The 18,668-nt window shown below is 64.1% G+C and carries 10 protein-coding genes and 1 pseudogene; 7 read left to right on the top strand and 4 right to left on the bottom strand.

Features of this window, described 5'->3' with window-relative positions; genetic code table 11:
• The first annotated feature begins 156 nt into the window (after positions 1 to 156).
• Positions 157 to 2,934: an aconitate hydratase AcnA gene (gene acnA / locus CP557_RS04350; protein ID WP_097378779.1), complete on the top strand. Its 2,778-nt coding sequence runs from the start codon at positions 157 to 159 to the stop codon at positions 2,932 to 2,934.
• A 190-nt stretch (positions 2,935 to 3,124) separates the two neighbouring features.
• Here acnA and CP557_RS04355 read toward each other — a convergent pair whose 3' ends face one another.
• On the bottom strand, positions 3,125 to 3,973 hold the full coding sequence (locus tag CP557_RS04355; protein WP_245852901.1) for a cupredoxin domain-containing protein: 849 nt from the start codon (positions 3,971 to 3,973) through the stop codon (positions 3,125 to 3,127).
• A gap of 381 nt (positions 3,974 to 4,354) precedes the next feature.
• Between CP557_RS04355 and CP557_RS04360 the strand changes: the two genes are divergently transcribed.
• Positions 4,355 to 6,544, top strand: a complete 2,190-nt coding sequence (locus CP557_RS04360) for a thioredoxin domain-containing protein (protein WP_097378781.1) — start codon at positions 4,355 to 4,357, stop codon at positions 6,542 to 6,544.
• Between the two features lie 272 nt (positions 6,545 to 6,816).
• On the top strand, positions 6,817 to 6,990 hold the full coding sequence (locus CP557_RS22415) for a DUF7556 family protein (protein WP_169924336.1): 174 nt from the start codon (positions 6,817 to 6,819) through the stop codon (positions 6,988 to 6,990).
• Positions 6,991 to 7,101: 111 nt separating this feature from the next.
• On the opposite strand, the gene CP557_RS04365 is transcribed toward CP557_RS22415, so the two are convergent.
• Positions 7,102 to 7,725: a phosphoribosyltransferase gene (locus CP557_RS04365; protein WP_097378782.1), complete on the bottom strand. Its 624-nt coding sequence runs from the start codon at positions 7,723 to 7,725 to the stop codon at positions 7,102 to 7,104.
• Positions 7,726 to 7,929: 204 nt separating this feature from the next.
• Here CP557_RS04365 and CP557_RS04370 point away from each other — a divergent pair.
• Positions 7,930 to 8,121 (top strand): annotated as a pseudogene (locus tag CP557_RS04370) (NAD(P)H-hydrate dehydratase); the annotation flags it as partial.
• Positions 8,122 to 8,196: 75 nt separating this feature from the next.
• On the opposite strand, the gene CP557_RS04375 reads toward CP557_RS04370, so the two are convergent.
• On the bottom strand, positions 8,197 to 8,856 hold the full coding sequence (locus CP557_RS04375) for a class I SAM-dependent methyltransferase (RefSeq protein WP_097378783.1): 660 nt from the start codon (positions 8,854 to 8,856) through the stop codon (positions 8,197 to 8,199).
• A gap of 186 nt (positions 8,857 to 9,042) precedes the next feature.
• Here CP557_RS04375 and CP557_RS04380 point away from each other — a divergent pair, with 186 nt between their 5' ends.
• From CP557_RS04380 to CP557_RS04390, 3 genes are all read left to right on the top strand, one after another.
• Positions 9,043 to 11,151, top strand: coding sequence for an ATP-binding protein (locus CP557_RS04380; RefSeq protein ID WP_342746466.1), 2,109 nt, complete (start codon positions 9,043 to 9,045; stop codon positions 11,149 to 11,151).
• Positions 11,152 to 11,259: 108 nt separating this feature from the next.
• Positions 11,260 to 12,327 (top strand): pyridoxal-phosphate-dependent aminotransferase family protein, encoded by a 1,068-nt coding sequence (locus CP557_RS04385; protein WP_211290173.1) that lies wholly within the window; start codon positions 11,260 to 11,262, stop codon positions 12,325 to 12,327.
• A 311-nt stretch (positions 12,328 to 12,638) separates the two neighbouring features.
• Entirely contained in the window at positions 12,639 to 14,489 is a 1,851-nt protein-coding gene (locus CP557_RS04390; protein ID WP_097378785.1) for a carbon starvation CstA family protein, read from the top strand.
• 78 nt (positions 14,490 to 14,567) lie between these two features.
• On the opposite strand, the gene CP557_RS04395 is transcribed toward CP557_RS04390, so the two are convergent.
• Positions 14,568 to 18,542 (bottom strand): DNA polymerase domain-containing protein, encoded by a 3,975-nt coding sequence (locus CP557_RS04395; protein WP_097378786.1) that lies wholly within the window; start codon positions 18,540 to 18,542, stop codon positions 14,568 to 14,570.
• Positions 18,543 to 18,668: the final 126 nt, after the last annotated feature.

An 18,668-nucleotide genomic window follows, 5' to 3' on the forward strand; every position in this document is an offset into this window, starting at 1 on the left:
CGGTGACGGTCAGTCCGGCTCCCCAGTCGTCGTTCAGTCGCGTTTTTTCCACGGTGACAGCGTTGACACCACAGCACACACCGACAAATGTTGGGTTCAGTGGGGAATACTTGCAATTCTCGACGGATTCAAATTCACGGGCCTCTAACTCGAGGCATGGCACCCGACGACTTCTCGGATGCGATCCGGGAGTTCGAACACGGCAACGAGACGTACAAGATGGCCGATCTCACGGTCCTCGAGGATCGAGGACTCTGCGATCTCGAGAAACTTCCCGTGAGTATCCGAGTGCTCCTCGAGTCGGTCGTCCGGAACGCGGACGGCGAGCACATCGACGCCGAGGACATCCGTAACGCGGCGTCGTGGCAGCCCGAGGTCCCCGACGTGGAGGTCCCGTTCCAGCCCTCGCGCGTCGTTTTGCAGGACCTGACCGGCGTCCCCGCGGTCGTGGACCTCGCGGCGCTGCGGTCGGCAGCCGACCGCAAAGGCGTCGATCCCACCGTCGTCGAACCCGAGGTCCCCTGTGACCTCGTGATCGACCACAGCGTACAGGTCGATTACTTCGGCAACGACGAGGCCTACGAACGGAACGTCGAACTCGAGTACGAGCGCAACGAGGAGCGCTATCGGTCGATCAAGTGGGCCCAGCAGGCCTTCGACGAGTTCAACGTCGTCCCGCCGGGGACGGGGATCGTCCATCAGGTCAACTTGGAGCACCTGGGACGGGTCGTCCACGCACGTGCGGACGACGACGGCGACCAGTGGCTCCTGCCCGATACGCTCGTCGGGACGGACAGCCACACGCCGATGATCGGCGGCATCGGCGTCGTCGGCTGGGGCGTCGGCGGGATCGAGGCCGAGGCCGCGTTGCTCGGCCAGCCGATCACGATGAGCCTCCCCGAGGTCGTCGGCGTGCGCCTCTCCGGGGAACTCCCCGAGGGCGCGACCGCGACCGACCTCGTCCTCCACATCACCGAGCAGCTCCGACAGGTGGGCGTCGTCGACAAGTTCGTCGAGTTCTTCGGCCCCGGCGTCGCGGAGCTCTCCGTCGCCGACCGCGCGACCATCTCGAACATGGCTCCCGAACAGGGATCGACGATCAGCATGTTCCCCGTCGACGAGAAGACCCTCGACTACCTCGAACTGACGGGTCGCGACGAGGACCACATCGACCTCGTTCACGAGTACCTCGAGGCCCAGGGCCTGTTCGGCGAGCAGGAACCGGAGTACACCGAGACCGTCGAGTTCGACCTCGGCGACGTCGAACCCAGCCTCGCGGGTCACAAGAAGCCCCACTCCCGGATCCCGATGGGAGATCTGGACGAGCACTTCGCGACGCTGTTGCAAGACGAAGGCGTTCTCGGTCAGGGCGGCGAACCCGCTATCGGTGACGGTGGCGGCGTCGAAGCGGACGCCGGCGCGGAGGGCTCCGCGGCCGTCGAACCCGGGCTCGGACTCGAGGAACGCGTCCCCATCGAACTCGAGGACGGCTCGGAGGTCGAGATCGGGCACGGCAGCATCGTCGTCAGCGCGATCACCTCTTGTACGAACACTTCGAACCCGTCGGTGATGATGGCGGCCGGCTTGCTCGCCCAAAACGCCGTCGAGGCCGGACTCGACGTCCCCGAGTACGTCAAGACTTCGCTCGCGCCGGGCAGCCGCGTCGTCACCGAGTATCTGAAACAGGCCGACCTCCTCGAGCCCCTCGAGGAGCTTGGCTACCACGTCGTCGGCTACGGCTGTACGACCTGTATCGGCAACTCCGGGCCGCTGCCGGACGCGATCGAGGCCGCGATCGACGAACACGATCTCTGGACGACGAGCGTCCTCTCGGGCAACCGTAACTTCGAGGCCCGCATTCACCCGAAGATCCAGGCGAACTATCTCGCGAGTCCGCCGCTGGTCGTCGCCTACGGCCTCGCCGGACACATCGACATCGACCTCGAGGAGGAGCCCATCGGTACCGACGACGATGGCGAGCCGGTCTTCCTCGAGGACATCTGGCCCGACAGCGACGAGATCCACGAGGCGATCCACGGCAGCGTCTCGCCCGAACTCTTCGAGGAAAAATACTCGCAGGTCTACGACGGCGACGACCGGTGGGACGCGCTCGAGGCCCCGACCGGCGAGGTCTACGACTGGGACTCCGAGTCGACCTACATCCGCGAGCCGCCGTTCTTCCAGGACTTCCCGCTCGAGAAGCCCGGCGTCGAGAACGTCGACGACGCACGCTGTCTGCTGACGCTGGGCGATACGGTGACGACCGACCACATCAGTCCGGCCGGCCAGTTCAGCGAGGACCTGCCTGCCGGCCAGTGGCTGAAAGAACGCGGCGTCGAGCCCCACGAGTTCAACACCTACGGCTCCCGCCGAGGGAATCACGAGGTCATGATGCGCGGGACGTTCGCGAACGTCCGCATCGAAAACGAGATGCTCGACGGTGTCGAGGGCGGGTACACGATTCACCACCCGACGGGCGAAGAGACCACCGTCTTCGAGGCCAGCGAGCGCTACCGCGAGGAGGACACGCCGCTGATCGTCATGGCCGGCGAGGAACTGGGAACCGGCTCGAGTCGCGACTGGGCGGCCAAGGGGACCGATCTGCTCGGCATCCGCGCGACGATCGGCCAGAGCTACGAGCGCATCTACCGCGACAACCTGATCGGCATGGGTGTCCTGCCCCTGCAGTTCCAGGATGGCGACGGCTGGGAGGAACTCGGGCTCGACGGCTCCGAGCACTTCACCATCGAGGGGCTCGCGGACGGGCTCGAACCCAACGCCGAACTGACCGTGACCGCGGAGGCCGACGACGGCTCGACCACCGAGTTCGACGTGACCGCACAGGTCGCCACGCCCGCCGCGGTCGAGTACGTCGAGAACGGGGGCGTCCTCCACCTCGTGCTCCGGCGGCTGCTCACCGAGGAACTGCAGTAGGACTCGAGTGACGGAATCGATTTTTCGTTCTTCGGTACGGCTCTCGCGAATCTTCCACCGATAACCGGACGTGAGGGGTCAGTATCGGCCACTCGCCGGCATGCCGTCGTCCGCGGAGTCGAGACGATCGTTCGGCAGGTGAGTCCTAACAGAAATGGAGAGTCGCCGCCGCTTCATCGGCGTCGTCATGCTACGCGGTTTCATCAGCAAAGCGATCGATATCGGCGAGCACGTCCCTAAACGGCACTGTCCCCCGGTCTTGAATCGTTTCCGGGTCGAGCACGTCTGCGTCGAGAATCTCTTGTGGTGTGAGCCACGACCACTCACAGCCCTCGTTCGCGTCGTTCGTCTCGTTGAGTTCGTGCTCGAGGAACCCTCTGCTAAACGGGGCGAGGAGCGGCGGATCCTGACTCCCTTCGAAGGTGTCCTCGTAGTCGGGGATGTCCTCCTCCGTGAGGTCACCGACGATAATCCGCATGCTCATTCCGAGAACGTGGTGTGGACCACAGTACAAGTCGTACACACCCGCTTCGGTGAACTCGTAGAGCCATGCGCTATCGATGCTGAGAACGGGTGACGAGAACGGCGGCACCCCGTCAGGCACTCGCTGTTGGAAGCCCATTCCGGGATGATACGCCGTAATCGTGTGATCGGGACTTTCGGGAGTGAACTGCACGACGTCGCCAGCGTTCACGTGGATGCCGCTTGGATCGAAGTGGAAGAAGGGCGTTCGGTCCGGATCGTTCGGGTCGTCCGGTTCGTCCGTGTGGAGTTCGACTACGTGATCGGGCTCTAGGTTCTCGGGGACCGCCGTGGCATCCGGTGTCGCGAAGCCGTACTGGGGATCGATCCGTCGAGAACTCGTCGCTTCGTCGTCCGGGCCATTGGATTCGTCACCGGAGGCAATCGCCGTGTTGCTGCCAAGCGAAAGCATGGTCCCTGCGCTCAACACTTTCAAGAGCGGTCGCCGCTCGAAATCGAACCGCTTGTTCAGTGGGTTATCGAACGATTCTTCGGTTCTCTCTTCGTCGGGTGCCATCATTATCCCCCTCTGTGTCCATGCTGCACTGCATCAGGGATGTCAATATTGATATGCTTATAGTGGCACGATCGTTTCGTATTCGTAAAAACAGGTAACCGACACATCCGATCGCTGGTATCCGTCGACTGCGATTCGTCGCCTTAGTCATGGTAATCGTTGAGACACCACAACGAACGCCTCAAATTGGTCGTTGAGAGATACGTGTGGTGGGGGAAGATACGGAATCCAGCTACAGAAGAACCCGTTACGCCTCGTGCGCGAACGGAGACGTGCGTTGCACGTCAACGAATGGTAGATAACTCCCTTCGATCGACCGCCGCTGCGGTCGGAACGGGCACGGACAGCGGTCTTTTACAACCGCCGCCCGTAGATGCGTTCATGACAACCCCGACGTCACGGAACCGGCTCGAGGACGAGGAGAGTCCCTACCTGCGCCAGCACGCGGACAACCCCGTCAACTGGCAGCCCTGGGACGAGAAGGCACTCGAGGCCGCCACGGAACGCGACGTGCCGATCTTCCTCTCGATCGGCTACTCGGCGTGTCACTGGTGTCACGTGATGGAAGAGGAAAGCTTCGAAGACGAAGCGGTCGCCGACGTGCTCAACGAGAACTTCGTCCCGATCAAGGTCGACCGCGAGGAACGCCCGGACATCGACAGCATCTACATGACCGTCTGTCAACTCGTCTCCGGCCGGGGCGGCTGGCCGCTGTCGGCGTGGCTCACCCCCGAGGGCAAGCCCTTCTTCGTCGGGACCTACTTCCCGAAAGAGGGCCAGCGCGGCCAGCCCGGCTTCCTCGAGCTCTGTGAGCGCATCAGCGACTCCTGGGAGAGCGAGGACGACCGCGCCGAGATGGAGAACCGCGCCCAGCAGTGGACCGACGCGGCGAGGGATCAACTCGAGGAGACTCCAGCGGCCGCCGGGGCAGAAGCCGGCGGGTCTCCAGCACCGCCCTCGAGCGACGTCCTCGAGACGGCCGCGGACGCGATCCTGCGAAGCGCCGACCGCCAGTACGGTGGCTTCGGCTCGGGGGGACCGAAGTTCCCACAGCCCTCGCGGTTGCGCGTTCTCGCCAGAGCGTCCGATCGAACCGGACGGGAAGAGTATCTCGAGGTGCTCGAGGAAACCCTCGACGCGATGGCAGCGGGCGGGCTCTACGACCACGTCGGCGGCGGCTTCCACCGCTACTGCGTCGATCGGGACTGGACGGTCCCACACTTCGAGAAGATGCTCTACGACAACGCCGAGATCCCCCGCGCGTTCCTCGCCGGCTACCAGCTGACCGGCGAGGACCGCTACGCGACGGTCGTCGCGGAGACCCTCGAGTTCGTCGACCGGGAACTGACCCACGAGGAAGGCGGCTTCTTCAGTACGCTCGACGCGCAGAGCGAATCGCCCGAGACCGGCGAGCGCGAGGAGGGTGCGTTCTACGTCTGGACCCCCGCGGAGGTCCGTGCTGTCCTCGAGAACGAAACCGACGCCGAGCTCTTCTGTGAACGCTACGACGTTACGGAATCGGGGAACTTCGAGGGTCGAAATCAGCCCAACCGGGTGGCGAGGGTATCGGAACTCGCCAGCCAGTTCGATCTCGAGGAGAGCGAGATCCTGAAACGACTCGAGTCGGCCCGCCAGCAGCTGTTCGAGGCTCGCCAGCAGCGGCCCCGGCCCGCCCGCGACGAGAAGGTGCTCGCGGGCTGGAACGGGCTCATGATCTCGACGTACGCCCAAGCGGCGCTGGTCCTCGGCGAGGACGCGTACGCCGAGACCGCCGTCGACGCCCTCGAGTTCGTCCGCGAGAAACTCTGGGACGACGAGGAAAAGCGGCTCTCGCGGCGATACAAAGACGGGGACGTCAAGATCGACGGCTACCTCGAGGACTACGCCTTCCTCGCGCGGGGCGCACTGGATTGCTACCAGGCGACCGGCGAGGTCGACCACCTCGCCGTCGCGCTCGAGCTGGCGCGCGTCATCGAGACCGAGTTCTGGGACGCGGACCGGGGAACGCTCTACTTCACGCCCGAGAGCGGCGAATCGCTCGTGACCCGGCCACAGGAACTGGGCGATCAGTCGACGCCGTCGGCGACCGGCGTGGCGGTCGAAACGCTGCTCGCACTCGAGGCATTCGCCGACGAGGCGTTCGAGGGGATCGCCGCGACCGTCCTCGAGACGCACGCAAACGAGATCGAGGCGAGCCCACTGGAACACGCGACGCTCTGTCTCGGGGCCGACCGGCTCGCGTCGGGCGCGCTCGAAGTGACCGTGGCCGCCGACGAGTTCCCCGAGGAGTGGCGCGACCGGTTCGCGTCGCGGTATCTTCCCGATCGGCTCTTCGCGCTGCGACCGCCGACCGAGGGCGCGCTCGAGGGGTGGCTCGATCGACTGGCGCTCGAAGACGCACCCGCGATCTGGGCGGGTCGAGAAGCGCGGGACGGCGAGCCGACGCTGTACGTCTGCCGTGACCGGACGTGTTCGCCGCCCACGCACGACGTCGAGACGGCCCTCGAGTGGCTCGGTGAGAACGGCGACCGGGGCGAGGCGACGACCGACGGCCCCGAAAGTCCGTTCTAGGGCCGCCCCTCGAGGGGGCGACGTGTTACCGAGGTCGACCGGGTGAGCGAAGCCATCGAGGGACGGTCTAGTAAAAAGTTCGCTGTCCTGTGCGATTCGGTGGGTCGCATCCAACGGGATCGAGGGTCTGCCGCCGAGACTCTGCAGGCGCGTCTAACTTTAGCGCATTTTAATTCCAGTAATGCAAAATCTCGGCGCATTATGCCGGATGTTCAAACACCGATTCGTACTATATCGACACATTCATAGTTATAATCGTACTATCCCCGCTCATGGTGCCTGAAGCAGAGTCGATCGGAAGCCGATCGGACGATACAGCTGATGTCGTCACAGCGGTCGACGAGATCGACGGTTCCCCACACCTCGTCATCGCGGATATCGCACGGGACGACGGGTGGATCGCCATGACCGAGGGAGATGCCGTCTCGCTCGAGGAGTGGCGGTAACTGCTTTCAGGAAACCGACCCTCGGCGTCGATCGATCCCTGATCGACGCCGGGGGCCGGTGCGGTACAGTACTGGACGGCGTGGTCTGGGCCCCGACCGCTCGAGCGACAGCTACTGGGTGAGGTACTCGAGGGCGGCTTCGTCGCTCACCTGGCCGAAATCCCGGTAGTACTGGCCGACGGCTCGGAAGTCGGCGGGCGTCTCGAGTGCGATCACCGCGTCGGCCTCCTCCTCGAGGGCCTCGGTCGACCGCGGAGAGCCGACGGGGACGGCCAGCACGACTCGTTCCGCCCCGGCCTCCCGAACCTGTCGGAGGCAGGCCGTCGCCGTCGCGCCGGTCGCGACCCCGTCGTCGACCACCACGACTCGTCGTCCACGGAGATCAGGCATGCCGGTCCCGTCGCGATAGCGATCCGCCTTTCGACGCGCGTTTTCCGCTTCCTCGGTTCGGATCTCCTCGAGGACGGACTCGGAGACGTTCAGTCGGTCGATCAACTCGTCGTTGTACCAGACGCTGCCGTCGCTGGCGACCGCACCGAGGGCGACCTCCGGATTCTTCGGCGCACCCATCTTCCGTGCGACGACGACGTCGAGCGTCGCGTCGAGCACGTCGGCGACCGGCCGGGCGACCGGTAACGCGCCGCGGGGAATCCCGAAGACGATGTCGGCCTCGAGGTCGCGGTCCTCGAGGGCCGCTGCGAGGCGTTCGCCGGCGTCGGTTCTGTCCTCGAACATGGTCGACCGGGACTACGACGGCGTCGTACTATGTGTTTTCGTCGCACACGCCGGGAACGGGCGTCGTCTGGGATCGGAACTCGCCTGCCAAACGTCTACACGGCGTCGCTCGGGACGGAACGTATGGCACGGCTCCAGCAAACGCTCTTGAACGTTACCGAGGAGAGCGGACACGACAACGGCCGCGTCGGGATCGTCGGCGGGAGCGTCGCGGGGACCGGGGATACGATGGCCGGCATCGTGGCGTCGCTGCTCGGGCAGGGGATGGAGCGCCGCGAGGCCGCCGAACTCGGTGCGTGGCTCCTCGGCAAGACCGGCGAACTCGCGACGGCGGAGTACGGACCTGGCGTCGTCGCGACCGACGTCATCGAGCGGATTCCGCGGACGATTCGGTGACGGTCGGTCCGTGAGAACCTCCTCGAGCCACGCACGAGGAACGCGAATCCCCGAGACACACCAGCCCCTCGCGGCTCACTCGGTCCGCCGCCGGAGTCGCCCGCGGAGGACCGGGGTCGCCGGAAACAGCCCGATTCCGGTCCGTTCGATCTCGAGGACGTCCAGGGCGTCGTGCCCGACGAACCGCTCGATCGTCTCGCGGTTCAACTGACAGCCGCCGGCGGCGCGTTCCCACAGCGGCGTGAGTCGATCCTGCGCTCGGGCGCGCCAGCCGTCGTTGCGGACGTGCTCGAGGAAGCGCAGTTCGCCCCCGGACCGCAGGACGCGAGCCACCTCGTCCAGGGCGGCGTCGGGGTCGTCGATGGTACAGAAGGCCGCTCCCGAGAGGACGACATCGAAGCTGTCGGCCGCGTAGGGGAGCGATTCGCCGCGGGCGTCGCGCAGGTGAACGCGCAGGCCAGTCTGCGACGCTTTCCGGACGGCGCGCTGTCGCCTATTCGGATCCGGTTCGACCGCGTGGTACTCGAGGTCGTCGCCGGCGTCGGCCGCGTACGGAAACATCGCGCCGTTTCCCGCACCGAGGTCGAGGACGCGCCCGGAGAGGTCGGCCGCGAGATACTCGCGATGGGGACCGATCAGAAACCGATCCGGCATGAATCGATCGTACAGCACGGTGAAGAGGGGATGTGAAAGCCGCCCCTCACCCGTGGCGTGTCGTGGCGTGCGGTCCGTCATAGCGCGACTCGATGGGACCAACGACGACCCGACTGATACCGGTTTCCCACGCTGCTCGAGATGTCCGTCGCGAAATCCGGGAACCGACGTTCGACGAGAGCGTCACAACACTCACAGCCGCCGGTGTGCGATCCTGGTCGACACGACGGCACAACCCTCATGCTGACGGTCCCCTGACTACGACTAGTGGGTCCCTGGAATCGTGCGCTCTCTGTGCTGGGAGGGCGCCACATCATTGTCGCACTCGGCGCGATGTATGTCGCAGTCGCCACAGCACGGGCCGTCGTGCGAATCACGTCGGGGATACCGTTCGGAAACGTCTTCATCACGTCAGTGCTCATCGCTGGCCCTGGAGTCGTCCTCCTCGTCGTCGGCTATCGATTGCTCTCCTTCGATATCCGAACGGAATTCTACGCAGCCATCGCGGGCTGGTGTCTCGGTGGCCTCGGCGTCATTCTCGGCGTTCTCGTCCTCTACAGTCTCCAGCCCGGGGAGATCGTCGACAGTCCGTCGACGATCCTCATCCTGACGGCCCTCGGGAGCGTCGCCGGCCTCGGAGCCGGGATCTACGACGCGGAGGCCAAAACGCGAACCCGGGAACTCGAGCAGCGCAACCGCGAACTCGAGGCCGCGCGATCCGAACTCGAGGAAACGATCGCCCGACTCGAAGACACGAACACTCAACTCGCGAAGTCGAACGAACGCCTCGAGCACTATCGGGAGTACACTGACGACGTCTTGAACGCCGTTCGCGACGTGTTTTACGTGCTCGAGCCCGACGGGACGTTTCAGCGGTGGAACGAAACCGCCTGTGAGGTGACCGGCTACTCGGACGACGAGATCGCCTCGATGACTGCCGTGGAGTTCGTCGAGGAGCACAATCACGCGGTGATCGAGGACGCGATACGGGAGGGGTTCGAGACCGGAAGCCTCCAGCTCGAAACGGCACTTCGAACCAGCGACGGCGAGGCGATTCCGTACGAGTTCGTGGCTTCGAGCCTCGAGACGCCCGACGGCGAATCGGTGTTAGCAGGGGTCGGTCGGGATATCTCCGAGCGCGTGGCCCGCGAGCACGAACTCCAGCAACGCGCCCAGCAACAATGCGTCGTCGCCGAACTCGGGCAACTCGCTCTCGAGACGAACGACCTCGACGAGCTCATGGCAGAAGCGACGCGGCAGGTGGCGGGCGTTCTGGATACCGACTACTGCAAGGTCCTCGATCTCGACGACGCCGGCGAGCGGCTCGTCCTCCGTCAGGGGGTCGGCTGGCGGGACGGGCTCGTCGGGACGGAGACGGTATCGGCCGTCGAATCGGCGTCCCAGGCCGCGTACACCCTCGAGACCGATCAGCCGGTCGTCGTCGACGACCTCGGGACGGACGACCGGTTCAGTGGCCCGGCGTTGCTGACGAGCCACGACGTCCACAGCGGCATCAGTACTATCATCGGCCCCGTCGACGAGCCGTGGGGGATTCTGGGGACACACGACACCGACAACAGGTCGTTCACCGAGGAGGACGTCACCTTCGTCCAGAGCGTCGCGAACGTCCTCGCCGAAGCGATCGAGCGCGGACAGTACCAGGCGGAACTCGAGGACCTGGTCGGGGACCTCGAGGAATCGAACGAGCGCCTGGAGCAGTTCGCCTACGCGGCCTCCCACGACCTCCAGGAGCCCCTGCGGATGGTCTCGAGTTACCTGCAACTGATCGAGCGCCGGTACGGCGACGACCTCGATGCGGACGGCGAGGAGTTCCTGGCGTTTGCCGTCGACGGGGCCGATCGCATGCGCGAGATGATCAACGGGCTGCTCGAGTACTCACGCGTCGAGACGCGCGGTGACGACCTCGAACCGGTCGACCTCGAGGCAGTTCTCGAGGACGCTCGCAAGAACCTCCAGATGAAGATCGAGGGCTGCGACGCGGAGATCACGGCGGAGCCGCTTCCTCGAGTCGAGGGTGACGAGGGACAGTTGCGTCAGGTGTTCCAGAACTTGCTGTCGAACGCGGTCGAGTACAGCGGCGAGGAGCCCCCGCGAATCCACGTCTCCGCCGAACGGAACGGAACGGACTGGACCGTCTCGGTCGACGACAACGGGATCGGTATCGAGCCGGGCGCACAGGAGCGCATCTTCGAGGTGTTCCACCGGCTCCACGGGTACGAGGACCACGCCGGAACCGGCATCGGCCTCGCGCTCTGCGAACGGATCGTCGAACGACACGGCGGGGACATCTGGGTCGAATCCACGCCGGGAGAGGGAACGACGGTCTCGTTTACGCTGCCGGCACCGCCGAACTGAGACGCTACATCGTACCCGTTCCTCGGCTGGACCGCGATCGAGTGCTGGATGTCCGATTCCGGCAATCGTCTCGAGCGTTTTATGGCCGAACGTGCCGGTATTCCCCGTATGACAGACGACCGACTGCGGATGACTCCCGGCCCGACGGAGGTCCCCACAGCCGTCCGCGAGCGGATGAGCGAACCGACGCCGAATCCGGACGTCGAGTCCGAGTTCTTCGCGTTCTACCGCGATCTGACCGACGAACTCGGGGCGATCTACGGCGACGACGACGTCGTCGTCCTCGGCGGCGAGGGGATCCTCGGGCTCGAAGCGGCCATCGCGTCGCTGGTCGAACCGGGCGATCGGGTGCTGTGTATCGCGAACGGGCTCTACGGCGAGGGGTTCGCCGACTTCGTCGAAATGTACGGCGGAGAAGCGGTCGTCTGTGCCTCCTCGTGGCGGGAACCGCTCGATCTCGAGGCGATCGAATCCGAACTCGAGACGAACTCGTTCGACGTCGCAACGATGGTTCACTGCGAGACGCCGACGGGCGTGCTGAACGATATCGAACCGGTCCTCGAGCGACTCGAGGCCCACGACGTCGTCACCGTCGTGGACGCAGTCTCCTCGCTCGGCGGCGTTCCAGTGCCGACCGACCGGATCGACGTCTGCTTGGGGGCCTCACAGAAGTGTTTCAGTGCGCCGCCGGGACTGACAGTCTGCTCGGTCAGCGACCGCGCCTGGGAACGAATCGAGTCCGTCGAAACGGAGAGCCTGTACACCGATCTCGAGCCCTGGCGCGACGCTGCCGACGAGGAGTGGTTCCCCTACACGCACCTGTCTGCGAACCTCTACGGCCTCGAGACGGCGGTCGACCTGCTACTCGATGAGGGCCTCGAATCCGTCTACGCACGCCACGAGGAGGCCGCAACGCGCTGTCGGGCCCGCGCCGCCGAGTTGGGGCTGGCGCTCTATCCCGACGAGTCGGTGGCGTCTCCGACCGTGACCGCTCTCGAGGTCCCCGGTCGAGCGGAACACCTCCAGGAAACGCTGGTCGACGAGCACGAGATCGTCCTCGCGACGGGCCTCGACGATCTCGCCGAGGACGTACTCCGGATCGGTCACATGGGACACAACGCACGCGTCGACCGCGTCGAACGGACGATGGACGCGCTCGAAGTCGCCCTCGAGTAGTACTCAGCACCGCCGTGCGATCCAGCGAGAACGACGAATGCCAGCCGATCGCACAGCCGTGGTGTGGTCGGTCGGACGAATTCGGCTGCTCCCGTGGTGTCCCTGCGTGTCGGTCGAACCTTGGCAGGGAAACCATACTTTAGACCATAATACCAACGCCGAAGAAATTATTGTCGATTTTCAAACAATCGTATCACACCAGTGAAGCGGTGTAATTATGCTGTTTGCTATAAAGAACCTGACTGAAAGGATTCGATAGTGATAAATAAAGATTAAGGTCATCGCCGTCCGTCTGTTTGTGTAGACGCACCATGACACAGGTAATCTGGATCATCGCGGCGGTACTGGTGACGTTCACAGCCGGCTACGTGGGGTACTCGCGATATCTCACGCGATTCGTCGAACTCGATGAGGAGGCGGAGACGCCGGCACACAAATACGAGGACGGACAGGAGTACGTCCCATCGAAGAAACCGGTGTTGCTGGGCCACCACTACTCGAGTATCGCGGGTGGAGCCCCGATCGTCGGACCGATCACGGCCGGTGCCATCTGGGGATGGGTGCCGGCGTTGCTGTGGATCGCACTGGGAAATCCGTTGATGGGGGCGGTTCACGACTTCGTGTCGCTCTCGGGCAGCCTCCGTCACGAGGGGAAGTCGATCGGCTACATGATCGGCGAATACGTCGGAGAGAGCGGCAAAAACATGCTGTTGTGGTTCGCGTTCCTGACGATCATGCTCGTCGTGGCCGTGTTCGCGTTGGTGGTCGCGATCGTTTTCCACGCGTATCCACAGGTGGTAACGGCGTCGACCATCTACATCCTCCTGGCGTTGGTCTTCGGCGTCTACCTCTACCAGTTCAACGGCCCGTTCATCCCAGGAACGATCGTCTTCGTGGTGGGGGTCTTCGCTGCTGTCTGGGTGGGACTCCAGTATCCGCTGGCGCTGTTCGCCGGCGACTACCCCGCCGGGACGATCGTGTTGCTCAGCGGTGACGGGAGTGTGATGCCGGGTGCAGCCGCACTCGAGGCGGTGGGAGGCGGTAACACCGCAGGCTGGATCCCGTTCGTGCTGGTCTACGCTGCGATCGCAAGCGCACTCCCGGTCTGGGTGTTGCTTCAACCTCGAGACTACCTCTCGTCGTTCCTGCTGTACACCGGTGTCGGTGGCGCGACCGTCGCCATCGTCGTCGGGACGTTCCTCGGCACCTCGTCGGAACCACTCGTCATCGACAGCACGATCGGTGCGTTCGAAGGGTTCTGGGGCGTCGAAGCGGCCGGCTACGCACCGTTGTTCCCGCTGCTGTTCATCACGATCGCCTGCGGGACGATTAGCGGGTTCCACTCGCTGGTGTCGTCGGGGACGACCGCCAAGCAACTCGACAACGAGACCGACGCCCGCTTGATCGGCTACGGCGGGATGCTCGGGGAGGGTCTGCTCGCCGCGGTCGCTCTCTCGACGCTCGCGGTGTGGGGTGCCCCCGATGTCGCGGGCGGTATCGGCGCTGCCCTCCCGAATTTCGCTTCGGGCGGCGGTATCATCCTCACGAGCTTCGGGATTCCCCAGACCGTCGGTGCCGTGTTCATGGCGCTGGTTCTGTGTAGCTTCCTGCTCACGTCGACGGACACGGCCGTTCGGCTCGGCCGCTACATGATGGAAGAGATCGTCGGCACGCCCGCGGGCCGGACCGATACGGGGCTGAACCTCGATCCGCGCTCGATCGCACGCGGTCGATACACGAACCCGATCGTACAGATCGTCCCCGCGTACCTGCTCGTCGTCTCCGGTCAGTGGGTCGTCCTCTGGCAGCTCTTCGGCGGCGCGAACCAGCTGCTCGCGGCGCTGGCGCTGCTTACCGCGACCGTCTGGCTGGCAAACTGGGACGACAACAAACAGCTCGTCTCCACCGGGGTTCCGATGGCGATCATGGTCACGATCACCGTCCTCGGGCTACTGATCCTGGTGTTCTACGAGAACCTCTATCTGAACCTGCTCCAGGGCGAAGCGGGGTCCCTCGAGGCGATGATCTCGTCGGGCGTACAGATGGTGCTCGGACTGGTTCTCGTCGGCCTGGCGCTCGCACTCGTCAGATTGGGGTACAACAACATTCAGACCGTCCGTCGCAGCCCCGACCGGCCCGCAGCCGAACCGGGCGACGACTGACGCCACGCTGAGGCCGCTCGTTTTTTCGCCGTCGTCGCGGCTACGGTCCGAAAGCAACGCAAAGCGCGCCGAGTCGCGTTACCAGTATTGATCGAGCCCGGTCTGTTCCTGCCCGCTCTTGACCTCCTCCCAGGAGATATCCAACGCCTCGAGGATCCGTTCGATCGGTCCCTGCAGCGTCTTCTCGAGCATCTTCTCGTAGTCGACCTCGAACGCCTCGGGGATCTGGTCCTCGTACTCGAAACAGATGACGTCAGGGTCGCGTTTGAACGCGCCGTAGCGGGGATCAGTGCGGGCGTCGAACCCTTCCTCGGCCTCGAGCCGTTCGAAGAAGGACGGATCGACGCGGTCGAGGTAGAGCCGTTTTGGCTTGCTCCCGCGCTGGAAGTTGGTTCCGAGCAGGAGGTTGGCGTACTTCGCACCCCTGACCTGTGCCGTGTCGGTGTCGTAGTTGTCCAGCCGTTTGCCGATCCCGCCCGGAATCGCGATCTCCTCGAGGGAGATCTCGCCGGCCAGTACGTCCTCGATGACGCCGTTGACGTACTCCTTCGCGCCTTCGATGTCGCCCTCGCGGACGATCATCTCGATGACCCGATGCTGGACCTCCTTGGTGATCGGCGCGATGTCCGAACGCTGGTACTCGAAGCCGACGATGTCGACGTCGTTGACGTCCTTGCCCTCCTTCCAGGTGATGTGGCCCGCGTAGCGTTTCTTCTTGCCCGCTTGGAAGAACCGCCGGTAGAGCTTCTCGAACTCGATCTGGAAGCGGTGGAACTCGGCACCTAGTTCTTCGCGCGCAAAATCGTCGTACCGACCGTTGATGTGGTCTTCGAGGTCGAACGACGTTTCGATAGCTTCCGCTTTCGATACGTCGGTACCGAGTTCGAGCATGACGCTGTCGGTGTCACCGTAGGTAACCTCGTAGCCTTCCTCGTTAGCAGCGGTCTCGGTAAACTCGATGACTTCGCGACCAGTGGCAGTGATGGCAGATGCTGCTTCCTTGTCGTACAGGCGGAACCGCTCCCAACCCGAGACGCCGTACAGCGATTGACCGACGAACTGGAACTTCCCGTTTCGGCCGGCGAGTAGCGTATGGTTGTCCTCGACGGTAACGCAGCAAACACCGTCGTCAGCAGTACTTCGAGACGCACTTCGGTGCATTCGAAGCGTGTTTTTCGAGCCCTCAGTGACGTAGATTCGCCACGAGCCGCTATCACGATTGTAGTTTGCTGTTACGCCGAGATGTGCACAGAGACGGAGGATGTCGTCCCGAAGCCGGTCGCTCGAGGTAGTATACCGCCAGGAGTTGACCTGCCGATCGCCATCGCCGTCGATGAGTACCTCGAGGAACCGTCGTTTCTGTTGGCTGCTGCACTCGAAGACAAACTCGGGGATTCGCTTCTCGAAACTGCCGTCGCCACAGTGCGACGTCAATAGATCACCGAGGAGTTTCGATGTGACCGTGTAACATCGATCATCGACGTAGTAGTCGAAATCCATGTCATCGAGCAATTCGCCGATCGTCGCGTGGTGGTCGACGCCGCCGTCGGCAACCGGCAGTTTGTCCTGTGCCAGGTTTACCGTCGTTGCCGAACCGCGGAAATTCTCGCCGAACTGCTTGTCTTCGGACGTATAGATATTTCCTTCCGTTACGAACCATGCAAGCAGGTCGAGGAAATCGTCTCCATCGTAGGTCCGGGGAATCCATTTCCGGCCGGATTCCCGGTGAATGAAACTCATCTCACAGACCGCTTCGATGTACTCACGGTGGTCCTCGAACTCCTCGTCCGTGAAGACGTACCCCGTTTTGCCGACATCAGCTTTCGGTACGCGACGCGGCGTCCAGCCCAATTCCGCCGTGAACGTACGGCCGTGAACGGACGGCCTGACCCACACTTCGTATTCGCCGTCGATCAGTTCCGTGAGATCGACCTCCTCGAGCTTGTCTCCGTCGGGGCCCGCCCACCCGTGAGGGAGCTCATAGTTCGTCGCTCGGTCGAGGTTTCCGGCCTCGACAAAGCTGTACTCGTCTTCCGTGATCCCGTTTGTCTCGTTCTTTCGGACGAGCATGCGGTGATTCGGCGTGACGCGGAAGTCTATCTTGCTCGTCTCGATATCGATCAGACCGCCGTCGTAGTCGGGATAGTCGTGGGTTTCGACGATCGACTTGATTTCCAGTTCTTCCGTCTCCGGATCGAGCGAATACACTTCGTCGCCGATCTCGAGATCGGTGATCTCGCGCACGCCACTAGGGGTCAAAACCTCCGTATCCGGCGTAAAGCAGTTCATGATGACCTTCACCGCGCCCTGTTGGCGGTCGTACTGCTCGTACTCGAGGCTCCCGGGTTCGTGCTCGTTTCGCAGTTCCTTCTTCTCCTCGCGCTCGGCGAGCAGTTCGGTGATCATCTCGCGCATGACGCCGTCGGGCTCCTTGCGGAAGTGGATCCCATCGTCTCCGACCGGTGCGACGTAGGTCTCACCGTCATATTCGTCGGGATCGACCCGCGTCTCCGGCGAGGCGTTGATCGTCGTCATACACATCGGGTACAGCGACTTCAGGTCGAGCACGGTCACGTTCTCCTTGACGCCCGTGATCGGCTCGAACACCGCCCCGCCCTCGTACTCCTCGCCGGCCTCCTGCTGGCCCTTCGATGGCAGCGCGAACCGCCCGTAGGCCTCGTGGAGGACGTACATGTCGACCGCGTCGCCCGGCGTCGGCGCGTCTTCGAGTTTGCAGCCGACGAACGAGCGCACCTCGTCCCAGAACGTGATGATCTCCTGCTGGCGGTCGAGTTCGACGCAGAGTTCGACGTCCCGCAGGTTGTACTCGAGTAGCTGCGTGGGGTCGTCTTCCCAGAGGTCGCCGATGTCGCCGGCGTAGCGTTCCTTGCCCACGCCCAACTCCTCCTCGCCGACGGCGTCGAGCCGGTAGGAGTCCAGTTCGGAGAAGACCATCCGCTGGTAGCCATAGAGCAGGTCGAAGACGATCCGGCCCTTGATGTCGGGGCCGCCCCAGTTGCTGCGCCAGACCTCGTCGACCCGCGAGAGCCGGTCGATCGAGAGGTCGTACTCGTGGTGGGGACCCGCGAGCTCCTCGAGGCGGTCGAGGAAGTACGGCGCGTCGAAGTCCTCGAAGTTCCAGCCCGTGAGGACGTCGGGGTCGGTTTCCTCGACGTACTCGATGAAGGCCTCGAGCATCGCTTCTTCCTCCGCGAAACACCGCACTTCGTGGTCGATTTCGCCCTCGATGGGTTCGTACGCCGTGATCTCGGTTGGAATCTCGCCGTCGCCGATCGGGGCCTCGTAGAGCCACATGACGTACTCGTCGCGATAGGAGTCGTGGCTGGTGAGACAGACGATCGGCTCCTCGCCGTCCTCGGGGAATCCCGAGCGATCGTCGACCTCGATGTCGAAGGTGTTGACGCGCGGGTCGGCCTGCACGTCGGCCGCCTCGACCTCGTCGTGGGGGACGACCAGCGAGTCGTCGTCGGCGCGGCGTTCGGGGACCCTGATCCCGCTGCGGACGTCCTTGTCGATCAGGAACCGGTTCGGGAACAGGATGTCGGCCTCGTAGTGCTCGAACTCGTCGCGCACTTTCCCGACATCTCGGGGCGTCTGGCCGAAGATCTTGGTGAGGCTCTCGCCCCGGATGCTCTCGTAGGGTTCGCCGTCCTCGTCGTACTCCGCGCTGCCCGTGAGTCGCTCGTACTGCTCCTCGGGCGGTCGCTCGAGGCTCTCCGTCGGCGCGTAGAAGTAGGGTTTGAAGCCGACGATCTGTACGTGCTCTAACTCGCCCTCGGGTGTTCGTCCGAAGACGTGCATGATCGGTCGCTCCTCGTCGCCGTAGCCGGCGATCGTGTAATCGACCTGCATCACGGCAAGCTCGAGTTGGCCCGTCGATTCGGGGAGCGTCTCCTCGACGACATCGATCACCTCCGCAGCGTTCGAGCCGCCGTTGCCGGCGACGGCTACCGCCTCTTCCGTCGGCCGGTCGTCGGTCCCGTCGGAGTCGCCGCCGAACTCCGCGAGTCCGGTCTGGCCCGCCTCAGTCATGATACCGGGTTTTGCAGTCGCCGGATAAAAACCCCTCCGTCTGGAGTGGTCCCCAGTGACGACGCTCGACTCGTCGGACGACTGCCCGACGTCGGGAGTGCAGCGCCCACGTTTGCGGAAGCAGCA

Source organism: Natrinema ejinorense (assembly GCF_002494345.1).
Classification (GTDB): domain Archaea; phylum Halobacteriota; class Halobacteria; order Halobacteriales; family Natrialbaceae; genus Natrinema; species Natrinema longum.